A 17,332-nucleotide genomic window follows, 5' to 3' on the forward strand; every position below is an offset into this window, starting at 1 on the left:
TGAGTAAACACTCTGAACTTTAGCAGGCACATATATGGCTAATAAAATAGAACATCTCGACACGTTAGCAATAGAAATAGAAAAACATGCTGGTGGGTTTCAAAATGTGGCAACCCTAACACATTGTATGACTCGTATTCGATTGATTTTAAAAGATAGTTCTCTATTTGATGCTGATGCTTTAAAACAAGTCGAAGGCGTTAAGGGCGTTGTATTCAATGGTGAGCAGCATCAAGTAATTGTTGGAATGGGAACTGCGGCAAAAGTTTATTCCATCATGAATAAGCGTATGCAAAACAGTTCAGTCAGTAGTGAACATGAGACGGCGCCAACACCAGTAACAAAAGGCTTCTCAATTCGCCGTATGCTAAATACATTAGCGGCGATTTTTGTTCCAACAATTCCAGCTTTAATTGGCTGTGGTTTGATTATGGGGTTAATTAATATTATCCGTTTAGTCGCACCGGGTTTAGTTGAGCAATTTCCTGAACTATTTAAATTATTCAAATTAATTGGTAGTACGGTATTTGCATATCTCTCTATTATGATTGGGATAAATACCGCTAAAGAATTGGGAGCATCAACTTCAATCGGTGCGGTCATGGCCGGATTATTAGCCATGCCTGGGCTTGCTGATATCACCTTATTTGGTGAGAAGTTACAGCCAAACAGCGGCGGGATCTTTGCCGTATTGATGGTGGTTGTGTTCTCTTCAAAATTAGAATTATGGTTTCGTAGTATCGTTAAAGAGAGTCTTGATCTTATCTTAACGCCATTTGTGACGATTTTAGTCTCTTCACTGGTGGCGATTATGATATTTCAACCTATCGGCCATTACCTTAATCAGTTATTAGCGCAAGGCGTATCATTATCACTATTGAATCAAGGTAGTGGCGCGGTTGTAACGGGGGCTGCGTTAGGCGGAAGTTTCTTATTTTTACTCTTAACGGGATTACATCAAGGGCTGATTCCTATTCATACCGAAATTTTAAATACTTTTGGTTTAAATTATCTATTCCCTATTTTAGCGATGGGCGGTATGGGGCAAGTAGGCTCTTGTTTTTGGGTTTATCTACGTACTAAAAATCAACGTTTAAAGAAAACATTAATGGGCGCATTACCCGTTGGTATTTTTGGCGTCGGCGAACCTTTATTATTTGGTGTTTCCCTTCCACTAGGAAAACCTTTTATTGCGGGATGTATTGGTGGCGCGGCGGGTGGCGCATTAATGGCATATTTCCAAGTTGGGATCATTATTCCATTTGGCACTGCTGGGTTATCATTAATTCCTTTAGTCGGCGATGGGCAAATTATTAAGTTCTTGATCGCGGTATTAGGTGCATGGATTGTCGGTTTTATTGCCAGTATGCTAATGGGATTTACGGATCCAGAGAAATAAGTCAGAAATAAAAAGGATAACAGAATGTCGACACTGACCAAAAAGCTTGAAAGTTTGCGAATACAAGGTAAAGGCACAGAGCAGCGTATTGCTGATTATCTATTACAGAATAGTAAGAATATTGCCAGTATGAATGCGGCTGATCTGGCACTTAAAGCCGGTGTAAGTAGTGCTTCTGTTATCCGTTTTTCTCGTCAAATGGGATACAGCGGTTATCCTGAATTTAAAATTGATTACCTTTCAGAAGAAAAGCAACAAAAAAGCAGTGGCGATATTCTTTATGGTAATTTAGCAAAAACAGATCCGACGGAATTAATTATTTCCAAAACGGGTCATCTATTTACTAGTGCTATTCAGGATTCACTTGCGTTATTAGATCCCCATTATATTGATGTCTTAGCGGAAAAGATGGTCTGTGCAAAACGTATTGTATTGTTTGGTATTGGCGCATCAGCCATTGTGGCGAGTGATATTTTTCATAAATTAATTCGTGTAAATAAAAACACCTTATTTAGTCCAGATCTTCATGCTCAATTAGCGTATTCCGCCAATTTATCGGCGGATGATTTGGCTATTGCAGTGACTGCACGAGGCAATACTGCTGATATTAATCGAATGCTGAAATCTGCAAAAAATGAAGGTTGTTTAACAGTAGCATTAACGCGTTTTGGGCAAGATGAAGCCACTCGATTATCAGATTATACATTGCCTTATTTTTATGACGAGCAACACTCTCAATTAGGGGTGATCACGCCACAAGTTTTACAAATGGTGGCTTTTGATGTGCTGTTTTTTAAATATATGACATTAGCGAATGGGACGGCAGAAAAAGCACTATTAAAAGGGCGAGAAGCTGTTATGCAAGGAAATCAATAATGTTACTTATCACCACATTAGCGGTGGGTGCGGCCATTGGTTTAATAATAAGTACGACAGGTGTAGGTGGTGGTGTTATTGTTTTGCCTGTATTGACCTATTTTTTTGGTATGAATGCGTTAATGGCAGTGGCAACCGCCAATTTATTATCTATGTTGATGAAAGTCACGTCGTCTTATATGCATTTTCGCCTTGGAAACATTCCCTTTAAAAGAGCGATGATTGTATTAGGAATAATGCTACCAAGTACCTTTTTAGCCAGTGTGTTGGTAAATTATTTAGGTTCGTTAGAGCAGTATCAGCAACAAGTCGAGTGGGGGATTAATGCACTTGTTGTTGGGGCGATTATTTTTTCTCTATTTCTTTTTATTCAGAGAATGTTTTTCTCATTACCTTCCGCTGTGGTTGAAAATGCAACGTTAGCGCCTTTAAATATAAAAGCACTTTTACTGCCTGCGATTGCTGCAGGTGTTGTTTTAGGGGCAACTGGAGTAGGTGGTGGTGTGGTTGTATTACCATTATTGTTACGTTATGCAAATCTTTCTATTAAGCAAGCTATTGGTACTTCTATATTTACCACAACATTATTATCGGGATCTTCAGCACTAGCCTATATGCAAGATGGGCATACGGATATTCATTTGGCACTCTTGTTATTCTTAGGCTCGTTAATCTCTATTCCGTTATCTAAGTGGCTATTGATCAGAATGCCTGACAGGATATTTCAGTATGCGACTTTGATTTTAATTATTTGTAGTGCCGTAATGATGCTAGCTAAATTATTTTAGTATTGAAATGTATCATTAATGTTAATTGTAAAAATATAATTTAAATAATAGCTAAATAAAAAATTATTTTTATTGGCTATTTTTTTATTATCTTACTAATTTTATTGAAGTCATTTTTAATATGAAAACGATTATTCCTTATTTATTCTAGTGTTAATGGAATGTGTTATTAATAATTTATTTTACTAATATATAGTTTTATCATAAATAGATAATTGCGATGATAATCACATTAATATTAATTCCTATGTGTTTCACTGTGATCCTCATTTAATACCTATAAGTGACGGTACTAGTATTATGGAAAATAATAATAGAAAAACACCTCATATTAGACGTATTGCCCACATTATGATGTATAAACAACGTCAGTGCTTCCATTTCTCTGTTTTTAACGGATAAACCCTCTTTTTATTTTCTAGAAATATAAAACACACTTCTTAGTAACCTTGGTTATTGAGGTGGGTTTTCTTTTTTTTTAAATATCAAACTTTTTTTAACTCTATTATTATCAAAATAATTAGGAGATAGGATTATTATGTCTATTAATATTAAAGGTAGAAGTTTTTTAAAATTACTCGATTTCTCATCTGCTGAAATTCAATATTTATTAAAGCTTTCTAAACATTTTAAATCATTAAAAATGGCTGGTATTCCTCACCGCTCTTTGGAAGGCAAAAATATTGTTTTATTATTTGAAAAAACCTCAACACGTACACGCTGTGCCTTTGAAGTTGCGGGTTATGATTTAGGAATGGGTGTGACTTATCTTGATCCGGGCTCATCACAAATGGGAAAAAAAGAGTCTATTGAAGATACCGCGCGCGTGTTAGGGCGTTTCTATGATGGTATTGAATATCGTGGTTTTGATCAGTCATTAGTTGAGGAGTTGGCTGCGAAATCAGGAGTACCAGTATGGAATGGTCTGACAGACAAATTCCATCCAACTCAGATGTTGGCGGATATGTTAACAGTGGAAGAAAACTTTGGTCATTTAAAAGGGCTTAAGTTGACTTTCTTTGGTGATGCTCGTAATAACGTTGCTAACTCTTTAATGGTGGTTTGCGCCAAATTAGGCTTACATTTTACAGCTTGTGGCCCAGCATCTTTAATGCCAGAAGAACAACTTGTGAAGGCGTGTCGTGCAATTGCGGCTGAAAACGAAGGTTCTATCACATTAACAGAAGATATCGAGAAAGGGGCAAAAGATGCTGATGTTCTCTATACCGATATTTGGGTTTCAATGGGTGAGCCAGATAGTGTTTGGGATGAACGCATTCGCTTACTGAAAGCTTATCAAGTCAATGGTTCTATGATGAAAATGGCAAACCCTCATGCGATTTTCTTACACTGTTTACCTTCATTCCATGACCGTTTAACAACCATTGGCGAAGATATTTATCAAAAATTTGGTTTGAGTGAAATGGAAGTGGCGGACGATGTTTTTGAGTCTCGCCAATCAAAAGTTTTCGATCAAGCTGAAAATCGTATGCACACCATTAAAGCAGTTATGTTTGCAACGTTAAGCTAAAGCAAGGAGTTAACAATGCCTAAGAAGGTATTTATTGCTTTAGGGGGAAATGCGCTGGGTAGTACACCACTAGAGCAAAAGCAGATAGTACGAAAAACCGCAAGGCCCATTGTGGATTTGGTTGAGAAGGGCTATCAAGTCATTATTGGTCATGGAAATGGCCCACAAGTTGGGATGATCAATTTAGCTATGGATTATGCATCACAACAGAACATCGGCACACCTTATATGCCATTTGCTGAATGTGGTGCTATGAGTCAAGGCTATATTGGCTATCATCTACAACAGGCTATTAATGACGAATTATGTACGAGAAATCTAAATAAAAATCATGGTTGTGCCACTATTGTGACTCAAGTGGTTGTTGATAAAAACGACCCTGCTTTTTTATCACCAACAAAACCAATTGGCAGTTTTTATACTCAACAGCAAGCTGAGAAAATTCAAAAAGAGCACGGTTTTTACTTTATGGAAGATGCAGGGCGTGGATATCGCAGAGTGATCCCATCGCCTAAGCCGTTAGAAATTGTAGAATCACCGATTATTAAACAGCTGGTTGAACGTAATATTGTGGTGATCACTGTTGGTGGCGGTGGGATTCCGGTTATTCGAAAAGGGAATTTATTAGAAGGTATTGATGCTGTTATTGATAAAGATAACTCTAGCTCAAAATTAGCTGTAGAATTAAAAGTAGATATTTTATTAATATTAACGGCTGTTGATAAAGTTGCCATTAATTTTAATAAACCAGAACAAATAAATTTAGATAAATTAACACTTTCTCAAGCTCAGGAATATATTTCTCAAGGGCAATTTGCTAAAGGAAGTATGTTACCTAAAGTGGAAGCCTGCCTTAATTTTTTAAAAGAGAGTGAAAAAGGTGTACAAGCAATTATTACTTCTTTAGAGAATGCATTATCTGCTTTAGAAGGAAAAACAGGTACAACAATTATTTCTGGTTAATATCATACTTATTATTATTTTAAATTTAATTCTAATAATAGACTCTGCCAAATAGATATTATTTCTATTGGCAGAGTAGCCTCTTATTTAAGTCGAGGACGCTTATGAAACTTAAAAAGTTTGCGTTTCCGACCGCATTTACTATTTTATTTGCCATTACAGTAATTGTGGTTGGCTTAACGTGGATAATTCCAGCTGGCGAATATCAACGATTAAGTTATAACTCAGCAGAGCCATCATTAGTGGTTGCAAAAATAGATGGTTCTCATGAAGTGTTACCAGCAACTCAGGCGACATTGAATGATTTAAATGTCTCTATTGAGATTAATAAATTTACCGATGGGACAATTAAAAAACCCATAGCGATACCCGGAACCTATGAGCGTGTAGCACAGCAACCTAAAGGAATAATGGATATTACCGAAAGTATGGTGAAAGGGACAATAGAAGGGGCAGATGTTATTGTTTTCATTCTTGTCTTAGGGGGACTTATTGGGGTTGTAAATCAAACTGGTGCATTCAATGCGGGTTTAACAGCACTCGCGAATCGAACTAAAGGTAAAGAGTTTTTAGTCGTATTTGGGGTCACGATTATATTATCTATAGGTGGGACAAGCTGTGGGATTGAAGAAGAAGCTGTTGCTTTCTATCCCATATTAGTACCAATATTCTTAATCTTAGGTTATGACGCTATTGTGTGTGTTGGGGCTATTTTCCTTGCCTCTTCAATGGGGGCAGGATTCTCAACTGTAAATCCTTTCTCAGTTGTTATTGCATCAAATGCTTCCGGGATCAGTTTTATTGAAGGGATCGGATTTCGTACTATTGGGTTGGTGATTGGTACGTTGGGGGTTTTGGTTTATTTATATTGGTATTGCAAGAAGATCAAAAAAGATCCAACTTTCTCTTACAACTATGAAAATGCCGAAAGTTTTAAACAGCGCTTTTTGAGTAATTACGATCCTAATGAGATATTAGAATTTTCGTGGCGTCGTAAAGTGATCCTCTGCTTATTTGTTGCTGCTTTTCCTATAATGGTTTGGGGTGTTATGGACATGGGCTGGTGGTTTCCACAAATGGCGGCTCTTTTCCTTGCTATCGCAATCATCATAATTTTCTTATCGGGACTAAAAGAAAAAACAGCCATTGATGGATTTATTCACGGAGCATCTGAATTAGTTGGTGTTTCATTAATTATTGGTTTAGCGCGTGGTGTTAACCTTGTGATGGAACAAGGTAAGATTGCTGATACTATTCTTGAATTTATGTCTCATATAGTTGCAGGAATGCCACCGAGCTTATTCTTATTAGCACAACTCGTTGTCTTTATTTGTTTAGGTTTTATTGTTCCTTCCTCTTCAGGTCTTGCGGTTTTGGCGATGCCAATTATGGCACCATTAGCCGATGCAGTCGGTGTTCCTCGTTATATGGTGGTATCAGCATATAACTGGGGGCAATATATTATGTTGTTCTTAGCACCAACGGGATTGGTGTTAGCGACATTACAAATGTTAGATATCTCCTATAACAAATGGCTTAAATTTATTATGCCGATGGTGATATTTATGTTTGTCCTTTCGGCAACACTATTATTGGTTCAAGTTGCTTTTTTATAAAATAGAATCGATGTGTTTACGTTGAGAAAGGAATTTTTGGGTTATTCTGTAATATGAAATTAATCTGGTTTTTTATGCTGCAATCAGGGGTGTTTTTTGATTTTCACTAGAAGTGATCTAGCTCTCGTTTTTAGTGGTGGTAAAAAATAAACCGAAAAAAAAGGTTGTTAATTTGTAGAAGTTATGTTTTTTTAAATACAGATAACACGTAAACACATCATTAAATTAATTGATAGGTAACCCATGATCATCACTACTCTACTACAAAGCCTACGACTAACAGCGCATATCGCGGCTGTGGTTGTCGTGCGTGTGGTGGTGGTCGTCGGCAAAGCGCCGTAACGGGTCCGAATCAACACAGTTTCGAAACCCCGCCGGCGAACTAACCGGGCGGGGTTTTTCTTTTCTACCTGCCCATCAAGTCCGGCTTAGAACAAAGGACAGATAAAAATGGGTGATCAACAAGAAACCGCCACAACAAGTAGAACGTTTACTGGTGCGCAATTAATCGTTTATTTACTGGAACGGCAAGGCATTACCACAGTTGCAGGGATCCCCGGTGGGGCTGCTCTCCCTTTGTATGATGCATTAAGTCAAAGTAAATCTATTCGACATATCTTAACTCGCCATGAACAAGGCGCAGGATTTATCGCACAAGGTATTGCTCGTGCAAATGGTAAACCTGCTGTTTGTATTGCATCGAGCGGGCCGGGTGCAACAAACTTAGTGACAGCGATTGCCGATGCTAAGCTTGATTCAATTCCTTTAGTTTGTATTACAGGTCAGGTTTCTTCAGCAATGATTGGAACTGATGCTTTCCAAGAAGTTGATACCTATGGCATGTCTATTCCAATCACGAAACATAATTATTTAGTTCGTGATATTGCTGAGTTACCTGAAATTATTTGTGATGCGTTTCGTTTAGCGATGTCAGGAAGACCGGGACCTGTATGGGTTGACGTACCTAAAGATATTCAGCAAGCTACAATTACATTAGAAGCGTTACCACCTATTCCACAAAAAGATCCTGTTCCCACATTTAATACTGATTTAGTGATACAAGCGGCGCAAATGATTAATCAGGCTAAAAATCCCGTTTTATATTTAGGTGGGGGGATCATTAGCTCTGAAGCATGTAAAGAAGCAATTGAATTAGCAGAGAAAAATAATCTGCCCACAACGATGACCTTAATGGGGTTAGGATTAATGCCACCTTCGCATCCGCTGTATTTGGGGATGTTGGGTATGCATGCGACGCGTAGCACCAATTTTATTTTAGAAGAAGCGGATCTGTTGATTGTATTAGGGGCGAGATTTGACGATCGCGCCATCGGTAAAGCAGAGAAGTTTTGCCCTAATGCCAAAATTATTCATGTTGATATCGATCGCGCTGAAATTAGCAAGATCAAACGCCCAGATATCGCGATCCACGCTGATGCGAAATCAGTGTTATCACTGTTATTACCATTGATTAATACAAACAAACGTAGTGAATGGATAGATCGTGTTACGACATTGAAACAAGAATATCCATTAGAGATGAAAAATTCTGAAAATATTTTAAGTGGCTATGGCATTGTCTTAGCTGCTGCAAACTGTGTTGATGATGATGCCATTATTACAACAGACGTTGGACAACATCAGATGTGGGTAGCACAGGCATATCCGCTAAATCGACCTCGACAATGGTTAACATCGGGGGGGTTAGGTACGATGGGATTTGGTTTACCGGCAGCGATTGGTGCCGCATTAGCTGAGCCAAGTAAGAAAATTCTCTGTTTCTCGGGGGATGGTAGCATTATGATGAATATTCAAGAATTTGCTACGGCGGCTGAGCACCAATTAGATATCAAAATTATTTTGATAAATAATCAAGCATTGGGGCTGGTTCACCAGCAACAAACGCTATTTTTTGAAGAGCGTATTTATGCTGCTGCTTACCCTTATCAAACAGATTTTATTCGTATTGCACAAGGTTTTGGTTTAGATACCTGTGACTTAAATCAAGAAGCGGATCCTGCGAGCGCATTAAAAGCAGCAATTGAAAAACCAGGTCCGTGTTTAATTCATGTAATGATTGATATTCATGAAAAAGTATTTCCAATGGTACCGCCAGGGGCGGCAAATATTGAGATGATAGGAGCTTAATTTATGTCACACCAATCACAACCTATCGCACTGGAATTGATTGTTCGCAACCATCCCGGTGTTATGACCCATATTTGTGGGCTATTTGCTCGCCGTGCATTTAACGTCGATGGTATTTTGTGTTTACCAATGAAAAACAGTGATAAAAGCCGTATTTGGCTCTTAGTGCAAAAAGATGATCGCCTTATGCAAATGGTGAGTCAGGTGGAAAAGCTTGAAGACGTAAAAGAAGTGAGATTCAGCGACGATTTACGTGTTTTTGAGCAAATGGAAAGTTATTTAAATTAATCGCTTTATATTATTGGCTCGCCTCACTAATTGAGAGAGCCAATAATATCGCTTAAGGGCGGTGATGATAATGCTGTTGATTTGGGCTAGACATAATCACAGAGGCACGCAAATGTCCTTCAACACAGATATACGAGTGAGGGGCATTACCGTGAAAAGCATAAAAATCACCTGTTTCTAGTAAGACAGTTTCGTCATTATCAAAACGCATCATCAATTTACCAGAATAGACCATGATATGTTCTTGGGTGCCATCAGCGTGGGCAGGGCTATTGATGATCGCGCCATGCTTCATTTCGATATGCCAAATTTCAGTAATATTGCCGATGCCAATACGAAATTTAAACTCTTGGGCATAATCACCAACGATAGGTTTATGTCGTTCTAAACGAGGGTACTCTTCACGTGTAAAACTAAATAAATCTCCCAAAGGAAAGCCAAGTGCTATTGCGATAGCCTCTAAGGTATCGATTCTAGGATTAGAATCACCCGATTCTAATTTTGACAATGCAGCCTTGGATATTCCCGATTTTCTTGATAACTCATTAAGTGATAAATTTCGAGATTGTCTTAATTGTTTGACTTTATTACCAAGGTATTCATTTGTTTTTTTAGGAGGTTGTGGGTTCATTGCCAATTCAAAATATCGTTAGTTTAAAAGTGTTATTCCGATTAGATAATAACACTAAATAATCGTATTCGGAAAAATGAGATCCTGTTTCTGCTGTATTTTGTGAATAGTCTTACGATCACTGTTCGAGTTTTAATAATTACGCTAATATCCTTCATTAAATGATAATTATTCAAGGTTTTATTATGATGGACTTGCTCAGTTGGTCTGATCTTTTTATTTGCCTACTTACCTTATTCTTTGCTTATGTTATTTTCGGTATGGCTGGGTTTGGCTCAGCGTTAATTGCGGGTCCTGTATTAGCACTCTATTTACCTCTTTCAATGATAGTGCCTTTATTAGCATTAATCGATTTAAGTGCCGCCATAGTGAATGTTTTAAGAGATGGTAAACAGGCTGATTTTAAAGAGATACGCTATCTTATCCCGCTTATTATTATTGGGAGCCTTGTCGGAGCAACAATTTTATTAACCACACGACCGGATTTACTCTCTCTTCTTTTAGGCATCTTTGCCACTTGTTATGCAATTTATGCTCTGTTTTGGAAAAAACAAGAAAGCCAATTTTCTCAACGCTTAGTGTATCCTTTTGGGTTAATTGGTGGTGTGTTTAGTGCGTTGTTTGGCAGTGGTGGCTTTTTATATGCGATCTATTTATCAGGTAGAATTGCAGATAAAAACAAGTTTCGCATTACACAAACGACATTGATTGGCTTTAGCACACTTACGCGAGTGGTTATCTTCTTATTTGCAGGTATTTATTGGCAATTGGCACTCCTTAAGTTAGCCGTTATTTTCTTACCTGCTATGTTTGCTGGTGTATGGTTAGGGCGAAATTTAACATTACGGATGTCAAAAGCACGATTTATGAGTGTGATTTATACCATTGTATTGGCATCAGGTACTGTGCTTATCTATCGTTATTTTTCTTAAGCGTTGTAGGATAAATAACGATGAAGTGAGAATATTGTGAAAGGCAAAGATCTTCGACAGTCAAATGGAGATCTTTCTCTAATTAACATTACTTTTTAAGCATGTTTATCTATTTCTTATCCCCTATAATACAACAATATTTTATTTAACCACCTTCCTTTTATTACAGAGGTTTCTGTTATTTGCAGAAACAAAACAACATGTCACATCAAAATTATCGCCAATCTGAAGTTTTTGCGATAACAACTATCACGGTAAGCATTGGGGTTATCGGAATTGTTATCGGATTAACTATTCCTATGGTGGCACTGCGCCTTAATTTAGTGGGTATTAATGAGTCTATTATTGGGCTTATTTCCGCAGCACCCGCTATTGGAATGTTAATTATTTCCCCCTTTGCTCGGCGTATTGTCCAATGGATCGGTAAACGCTTTGCCATGCTATTAGCAACCATTATTTCTGCAATAAGTTTATTACCCTTAATGGGAAGTTTACCTCTAGAGTTGCTATTTCCTTTACGATTAATCACGGGTATTGCCAGTGGTGTGATGATTTGTTTAGGAGAAACATGGATTAATGAGCTTTCACCAGATAATAAACGTGGGCGGATTTTAGCGGTATATACCACGGTATTTACGATTAGTCAGTTATTAGGACCTTCAATTATTGCGTTGTATGGGGTTGCAGATAAGACACCGATTTTAATTAGTGTTTTTATTCATATTATCTCTATTGTTCTATTTTTAATGATGGATCAGAAAACCGGAGATAAACTACCAAAAGATACGCAAGAGCCTAATTTTTCTATTATCCACTTTGTTAAAGTTGCGCCAGCAATCTGTGGTGGAATTGTTTTCTTTGCTTTTTTTGATGGCACCGTGCTTTCAATGTTTCCTATTTATGGCTTAAGTGTAGGGCATACTGAAGCTATTGCGGCAATGATGATAAGCGCTATTTTAGCGGGTGATGCCATTATGCAAATGCCATTTGGTTGGCTTGCTGATCATATGAACAGAACGCGGTTATATCGAGTTTGCGGTGTAGTGACTTTACTAGCAAGCTTATTACTACCTATCATGATGTCCCATACATTTTTGATTTGGCCTTTATTACTGGTATTAGGTGCAACAGCCGGTGCGATATACACCATTGCGTTGGTACAAATTGGGCAATACTTCTCAGGTAATGATCTGATGGTCGCTAATGCATCAGCTGCGATGTTATGGGGGATTGGTAATTTAGCAGGGCCTTTGCTGGCGGGGGCGATGTCTGAAATTTCATCATCTTCACTACCATTCTTATTGGTTGCTATGACGGGTTTATTCTTAGTTTCAACGATGGAACGTTGGAACCAAGGGGTTAAAACACTCAATAATAGCCCATCTTAATGTTATTTCTTCTCTATCGTATTCTATTTAGAAGATAGGAGTGCGATAGAGGAAGCCTTTCTTTTCTCGATTTCTAAATATTAAGATCTTATCTTCTTGTTTTCTATAAATGGTTATAATTATCTTTCGTAATTTCGCTTATTTTAAAATTTATTAAGAATAATCTAGAAATGCTTATACAAAACAGAAAACGGTTTGCTAAAACAGCATTTATTCATCTAACGTTAGAAGTAGAAGATAAGCTTATCTTCAGATAAAAATAATGAATACTGCAAATCATTAATCGCCACACATTGGGAACGGGAGGTATTATTTATCTAAGTAACTTATTAAAGTTACTAATAATAGATAGATATACCTAGTCATCGTAATGAGTAATATAAATTCAATAAAAACAATTGATTAAGATATTTTCTACTGTGAGATAAGTATGATATTAGATAATTGTACAAAAGTAGAATAATGAGGAAAGTAGGTAACTGCTTTCCTCTTTTTCTGTTTTTCTAACTTTAAACTATCTTTTTATGACATTTTTATTAAAAATGTATTTTTTCACTTGATTCTTACCCTAAAATCACCAGATAATCGTTTGCGTCAAATTCTCTCACTCAATCCACACGAAAAACCAAACGTTTGCTTTTTGACTCCCTCTTAAGATTATTTATCAATAAGAGGCTATTCTAATTGATACGTAATCGTTTTCGTTTTTTGGAGAGTGAACCGTTTTTATGTCAGAGGAATGTAATGTCTGCTAATCAATCAGCAAGCACAGGTAAACTGGATAGCTATTTTAAACTTACAGCACGTGGCACAACTGTTCGCAAAGAAATGATCGCAGGTTTGACGACATTTCTAGCTATGGTGTACTCCGTGATTGTTGTTCCTAGTATGTTAGGGCAAGCCGGTTTTCCACATACAGCGGTTTTTATTGCAACCTGTTTAGTCGCGGGATTGGGCTCTCTTCTAATGGGTTTGTGGGCAAATCTTCCTATGGCAATTGGTTGTGCTATTTCCTTAACAGCATTTACCGCTTTTAGCTTGGTCTTGGGACAAAATATCTCTGTACCCGTTGCGTTAGGTGCCGTATTTTTAATGGGATGTTTATTTACCGTTTTCTCATTAACAGGCATTCGTACTTGGATCTTAAAAAATATTCCAATAGGGATTGCGCATGGTGCGGGAATAGGGATCGGGCTTTTTCTGCTTTTAATTGCAGCAAACAGTGTTGGATTAGTGGTTAAAAACCCATTTGATGGTTTACCTGTCGCTATGGGGAAATTTACGTCATTTTCTGTTCTGATGTCACTCGCTGGGTTAGCAGCTATTTTCGGATTAGAAAAACGTAAAGTACCCGGTGGCGTTCTATTAGTGATTGTGGCTATTTCGATTATTGGTCTTATTTTTGATCCTAATGTGAAATATCAAGGGATCTTTAAAATGCCTCAATTGGGTGAGGATGGACTTTCTTTATTGTTTGCGATGGATATTAAAGGTGCCTTACAACCTTTAGTATTACCGAGTGTTCTTGCGTTAGTAATGACGGCTATTTTTGATGCCACTGGAACTATTCGTGCTGTTGCAGGTCAAGCAAATTTATTAGATAAACGTGGGCAAATTATTAATGGCGGAAAAGCGCTGACTTCTGACTCTGTGAGTAGCATTTTTGCGGGCGTTATTGGTGCAGCACCTGCTGCGGTTTATGTTGAATCAGCTGCAGGAACAGCTGCTGGTGGTAAAACAGGATTAACCGCCACAGTAGTTGGTATTTTATTTTTATTGATCCTTTTCTTATCGCCTCTCTCTTATTTAGTTCCCGCTTACGCAACGGCGCCAGCATTAATGTATGTCGGTTTATTGATGCTAGGTAATGTTACTAAGTTAGATTTTAGTGATTTTGTTGATGCAATGTCAGGCATGGTGTGCGCTGTATTTATTGTTTTAACGTGTAATATTGTCACCGGTATTATGTTAGGTTTCGGCTGTTTGGTTATTGGTCGTATATTTGCAGGTGAATGGCGTAAACTCAATATTGGTACAGTCTTAATTACTATTGCTCTAGTGGCATTTTATGCGGGTGAGTGGGCAATTTAATTTAAATAATCGGTTTTAAAGACAAAAGGCGGAATATATTTTTATTCCGCCTTTTTGCTATTTATTTATCTACTTTTATTCGCTATTGTCGAAATTAAGCCTAGTGATTAAATTTTTGGTAGAATATATGCAAGAAATAAAAATACGCCATGGCGAACTTGACGACGCATTAGCAATTCAACAGCTATATACTCATCCCGATTTATATATTTGCACTTGCCAATTTCCTTATCCTTCAGTCACGATGTGGAAAAAAAGATTACTTGAATTTTCAGAGCAAAATATTCCTAATTTTGTTGCAACTATTGATGATCAAGTGGTGGGGCATTTAGCTCTGATAATAGATAATCACCCTCGTCGTCGCCATGTTGTAAGTTTTGGTATTGGTGTTGGCGCTGAATACTCAGGAAAAGGTGTTGGTAAATTACTTATCAAGACAGCAATTGATTATGCTTTCAATTGGTTAGCTGCCACACGATTAGAATTAGAAGTGTATTCAGACAACGAAAGAGGTTTGCATCTGTATAAGAAACTAGGTTTTGAAGTTGAAGGTGTACGCCGTAAAGCGGCTTTTAGAGACGGTAAATATTGTGATGTTGTTATGATGTCGATGTTAAGAACAATTGAATAATCATTAGCATTACGGGTTAGCTCTCAAATTTAATCGTAATTGTTATTTATCTATGATTTTTTATTTAATTACTTAACGTTTTACGTTTTTATACGGTCTATTACATTGCTTAGACTGAAAAAGAGAAATAAAAACGTATGCTTTCTAGAATTAATGCCGTTAATAAATAGAGAGCAATAAATTGTGTACAATGTGCGGTGTTAGATACGATTAATCTTAATTTTTAAATATTCTCACAGAGTCTATGTGGGTTCAGTTTAAAATAAGCATAGATACATAGATAAAGAAAGGTACGATGCGCGAATTTTACATAATACGTTTCTTTATCGTTCGGTAGGTTTCCCGTTTATCAGGGGAAAATGGCTGGTTTCAGGATAAAAATAGGCATGTAAGGGTAACATGGAAATTTTCTTTACTATTTTGATTTTAATACTGGTGGTTTCAGTTTCGGGAGTTATCACAAAATTAATTCCCTTTCGTGTTCCGTTACCATTAATACAGATTGTGATAGGGGCTTTATTGGCATGGCCTCAGTTTGGTTTACATGTCACTTTTGATCCTGAATTATTCCTCGTTCTATTGATCCCACCTTTACTGTTTGTTGATGGTTGGAAAACACCGACACGAGAATTTATCCAAAATGGGCGTGAGATTTTTATTCTAGTGCTTGTTTTAGTCATGGTGACCGTTGTGGGTATCGGTTATCTGATTTATTGGATGATGCCAAGTATTCCTCTTATCTCGGCATTTGCGTTGGCGGCAGTACTTTCGCCAACGGACGCGGTCGCACTCTCTTCTATTGTCGGTAAAGGGCGAATACCTAAGCGAATAATGGGTATCTTAGAAGGTGAAGCATTAATGAATGATGCTTCGGGTCTGGTGGCCTTGAAATTTGCGGTTGCTGTGGCTATGGGCACGATGGTGTTTACTGTTGGTGGTGCAACCCTTGAGTTTTTCAAAGTTGCCATAGGTGGATTACTGGCAGGTATCGGTGTCACCTTAATTTACAGTAAATCTTTACGATTGATGAGCCGTTGGAGCGGAGACGATCCAGCTACACAAATCGTCTTTATGTTGTTGTTACCTTTTGCCTCTTACCTTATTGCCGAGCATATTGGTTTTTCTGGTATTTTAGCGGCTGTTGCCGCCGGTATGACTATCAGTAAATCTGGCGTTATCAGGAATGCGCCTCTTGCGATGCGTTTACGTGCTGATAGCGTGTGGTCAATGCTTGAATTTGTCTTTAACGGCCTTGTCTTTATCATGCTAGGCTTACAGCTTCCTATTATTTGGACGAGCTCTGTTATTCAAGCAGATCTTGACCCAGAAGTTGAAGTCTGGATGTTGTTTGCGGCAGTTTTCGTTATCTACTTTGCACTGCTACTTCTGCGATTTACGTGGTTATGGCTAATGAAGAAAACTAGCCGGATCTTTATGAAAAAGCATCCACTTGATTTCGCTAATTATACAACGCGTGAGTTGTGGTTATCGTCATTTGCAGGTGTTCGTGGTGCTATTACGCTTGCAGGTGCGCTTTCTATTCCACTCTTTTTAACTGATGGCAGCACTTTCCCAGGACGTTATCAAATTATCTTTATTGCTGCTGGTGTTATTTTACTGTCGATTTTAGTCGGTATCATTTCACTTCCTTTCCTATTAAAAGGCGTGAAGACAACTGATAAAGAAGCAGATAAAAATGAAGTTCGCTATGCACGGAAAGTGATGGCAGAAGTGGCAATTGTCAGTCTGAATAAAATGGAAGAGCGCTTAGCTGCAAGTACTGAAGAGCAGTTGGATGCGGAAGAAATTAATGAGGTTGCTTCTCGTGTTACGGGATATTTAAGACGTCGTACTGCGGATCAAGATGAGATGCTCCATAACGCGTTAGAGGAAGATCTCGAAAGACGTTTTCGTTTAACGGCATTACGTGCTGAGCGTGGTGAACTATACCATTTAAGAGCGACGAGAAAAATCAGTAATGAAACGCTCCAATTATTGCTACATGAGTTGGATTTAATGGAAGCATTGTTAGTAGAGAAAGATAGTTAAT

At 37.7% G+C, this 17,332-nt stretch carries 16 protein-coding genes; 15 read left to right on the forward strand and 1 reads right to left on the reverse strand.

What is annotated here, in order from left to right:
• The first annotated feature begins 34 nt into the window (after positions 1 to 34).
• The 10 genes from DK858_RS06920 to ilvN all read left to right on the forward strand — a co-directional run bounded on the left by DK858_RS06920 (position 35) and on the right by ilvN (position 9,609).
• A complete protein-coding gene (locus tag DK858_RS06920; protein ID WP_109396769.1) occupies positions 35 to 1,399 on the forward strand; it encodes a PTS transporter subunit EIIC in 1,365 nt (454 codons plus the stop codon).
• 24 nt (positions 1,400 to 1,423) lie between these two features.
• Positions 1,424 to 2,275 (forward strand): MurR/RpiR family transcriptional regulator, encoded by an 852-nt coding sequence (locus DK858_RS06925; protein ID WP_109396770.1) that lies wholly within the window; start codon positions 1,424 to 1,426, stop codon positions 2,273 to 2,275.
• Entirely contained in the window at positions 2,275 to 3,063 is a 789-nt protein-coding gene (locus tag DK858_RS06930; protein WP_109396771.1) for a sulfite exporter TauE/SafE family protein, read from the forward strand. The genes DK858_RS06925 and DK858_RS06930 overlap by 1 nt, the downstream gene beginning before the upstream one ends.
• Before the next feature lie 300 nt (positions 3,064 to 3,363).
• Positions 3,364 to 3,465, forward strand: a complete 102-nt coding sequence (gene speFL / locus DK858_RS06935; protein WP_109372621.1) for a leader peptide SpeFL — start codon at positions 3,364 to 3,366, stop codon at positions 3,463 to 3,465.
• A 136-nt stretch (positions 3,466 to 3,601) separates the two neighbouring features.
• Positions 3,602 to 4,594 (forward strand): ornithine carbamoyltransferase, encoded by a 993-nt coding sequence (gene argF, locus DK858_RS06940; RefSeq protein ID WP_109396772.1) that lies wholly within the window; start codon positions 3,602 to 3,604, stop codon positions 4,592 to 4,594.
• A gap of 15 nt (positions 4,595 to 4,609) precedes the next feature.
• Positions 4,610 to 5,557, forward strand: a complete 948-nt coding sequence (gene arcC, locus DK858_RS06945; protein WP_109396773.1) for a carbamate kinase — start codon at positions 4,610 to 4,612, stop codon at positions 5,555 to 5,557.
• Between the two features lie 104 nt (positions 5,558 to 5,661).
• Positions 5,662 to 7,173: a YfcC family protein gene (locus DK858_RS06950; RefSeq protein WP_109396774.1), complete on the forward strand. Its 1,512-nt coding sequence runs from the start codon at positions 5,662 to 5,664 to the stop codon at positions 7,171 to 7,173.
• A 243-nt stretch (positions 7,174 to 7,416) separates the two neighbouring features.
• Positions 7,417 to 7,515, forward strand: a complete 99-nt coding sequence (gene ivbL / locus DK858_RS06955; protein ID WP_071788573.1) for an ilvB operon leader peptide IvbL — start codon at positions 7,417 to 7,419, stop codon at positions 7,513 to 7,515.
• 108 nt (positions 7,516 to 7,623) lie between these two features.
• Positions 7,624 to 9,321, forward strand: coding sequence for an acetolactate synthase large subunit (gene ilvB / locus DK858_RS06960; RefSeq protein WP_109396775.1), 1,698 nt, complete (start codon positions 7,624 to 7,626; stop codon positions 9,319 to 9,321).
• Between the two features lie 3 nt (positions 9,322 to 9,324).
• Complete coding sequence (gene ilvN, locus DK858_RS06965) at positions 9,325 to 9,609, forward strand: acetolactate synthase small subunit (protein ID WP_023583512.1); 285 nt, start codon at positions 9,325 to 9,327, stop codon at positions 9,607 to 9,609.
• A 52-nt stretch (positions 9,610 to 9,661) separates the two neighbouring features.
• On the opposite strand, the gene DK858_RS06970 is transcribed toward ilvN, so the two are convergent.
• A complete protein-coding gene (locus tag DK858_RS06970; protein WP_069368071.1) occupies positions 9,662 to 10,240 on the reverse strand; it encodes a helix-turn-helix domain-containing protein in 579 nt (192 codons plus the stop codon).
• A gap of 185 nt (positions 10,241 to 10,425) precedes the next feature.
• Between DK858_RS06970 and DK858_RS06975 the strand changes: the two genes are divergently transcribed.
• From DK858_RS06975 to DK858_RS06995, 5 genes are all read left to right on the forward strand, one after another.
• Positions 10,426 to 11,172, forward strand: coding sequence for a sulfite exporter TauE/SafE family protein (locus DK858_RS06975; RefSeq protein ID WP_109396776.1), 747 nt, complete (start codon positions 10,426 to 10,428; stop codon positions 11,170 to 11,172).
• Between the two features lie 200 nt (positions 11,173 to 11,372).
• Positions 11,373 to 12,560 (forward strand): MFS transporter, encoded by a 1,188-nt coding sequence (locus DK858_RS06980; protein ID WP_109396777.1) that lies wholly within the window; start codon positions 11,373 to 11,375, stop codon positions 12,558 to 12,560.
• A 744-nt stretch (positions 12,561 to 13,304) separates the two neighbouring features.
• Positions 13,305 to 14,651 (forward strand): NCS2 family permease, encoded by a 1,347-nt coding sequence (locus DK858_RS06985; RefSeq protein ID WP_099075192.1) that lies wholly within the window; start codon positions 13,305 to 13,307, stop codon positions 14,649 to 14,651.
• Between the two features lie 127 nt (positions 14,652 to 14,778).
• Positions 14,779 to 15,282 (forward strand): GNAT family N-acetyltransferase, encoded by a 504-nt coding sequence (locus DK858_RS06990; RefSeq protein WP_109396778.1) that lies wholly within the window; start codon positions 14,779 to 14,781, stop codon positions 15,280 to 15,282.
• 399 nt (positions 15,283 to 15,681) lie between these two features.
• Complete coding sequence (locus tag DK858_RS06995) at positions 15,682 to 17,331, forward strand: Na+/H+ antiporter (RefSeq protein ID WP_072064506.1); 1,650 nt, start codon at positions 15,682 to 15,684, stop codon at positions 17,329 to 17,331.
• Position 17,332 lies beyond the last annotated feature (1 nt).

Source organism: Proteus faecis (assembly GCF_003144395.1).
In the GTDB taxonomy this organism is placed as follows: domain Bacteria; phylum Pseudomonadota; class Gammaproteobacteria; order Enterobacterales; family Enterobacteriaceae; genus Proteus; species Proteus faecis.